Annotated in this window: 1 protein-coding gene; it reads right to left on the bottom strand. The window is 66.7% G+C overall.

The genetic code is table 11. From position 1 onward, the window contains the following. Positions 1-207 (bottom strand): transposase (locus tag IG99_RS43825; protein WP_037684643.1); only part of this gene is annotated, 207 nt, incomplete at its 3' end. Positions 208-288 lie beyond the last annotated feature (81 nt).

Genomic DNA, 288 nt, shown 5'->3' with positions numbered 1-288 from the left:
GTCCCACTCGCGCGGGCGGTAGCCGTTGCGGTGGTTGACCCTCTCGTCGCTGACCTGCCCGTATTCGGCGTTGCAGAGGGCGTCGGCCTCGGCGGACATGAGGGCGTCGGCGAACGTCTTGATCATCGCGCGCAGCAGATCGGGACTCGCCGCTGCGAGATTCTCCTCGGCGAGGGCGTGCAGGGGCGCACTGTCGGGTGCGGTCATCGTGCTGATCTCCTTCGAGCTTCGACATCTCGAAGATCAGCCGGTGGCCGTTCTCATATCCGGGCCCTCACTCCGACGCCA

The sequence above is a fragment of the Streptomyces griseus subsp. griseus genome, from assembly GCF_000720255.1.
In the GTDB taxonomy this organism is placed as follows: Bacteria; Actinomycetota; Actinomycetes; order Streptomycetales; family Streptomycetaceae; genus Streptomyces; species Streptomyces griseus_I.
Note: the sequence above shows the minus strand (reverse complement) of the source record. Positions and strands in the feature narration are given on the sequence as shown.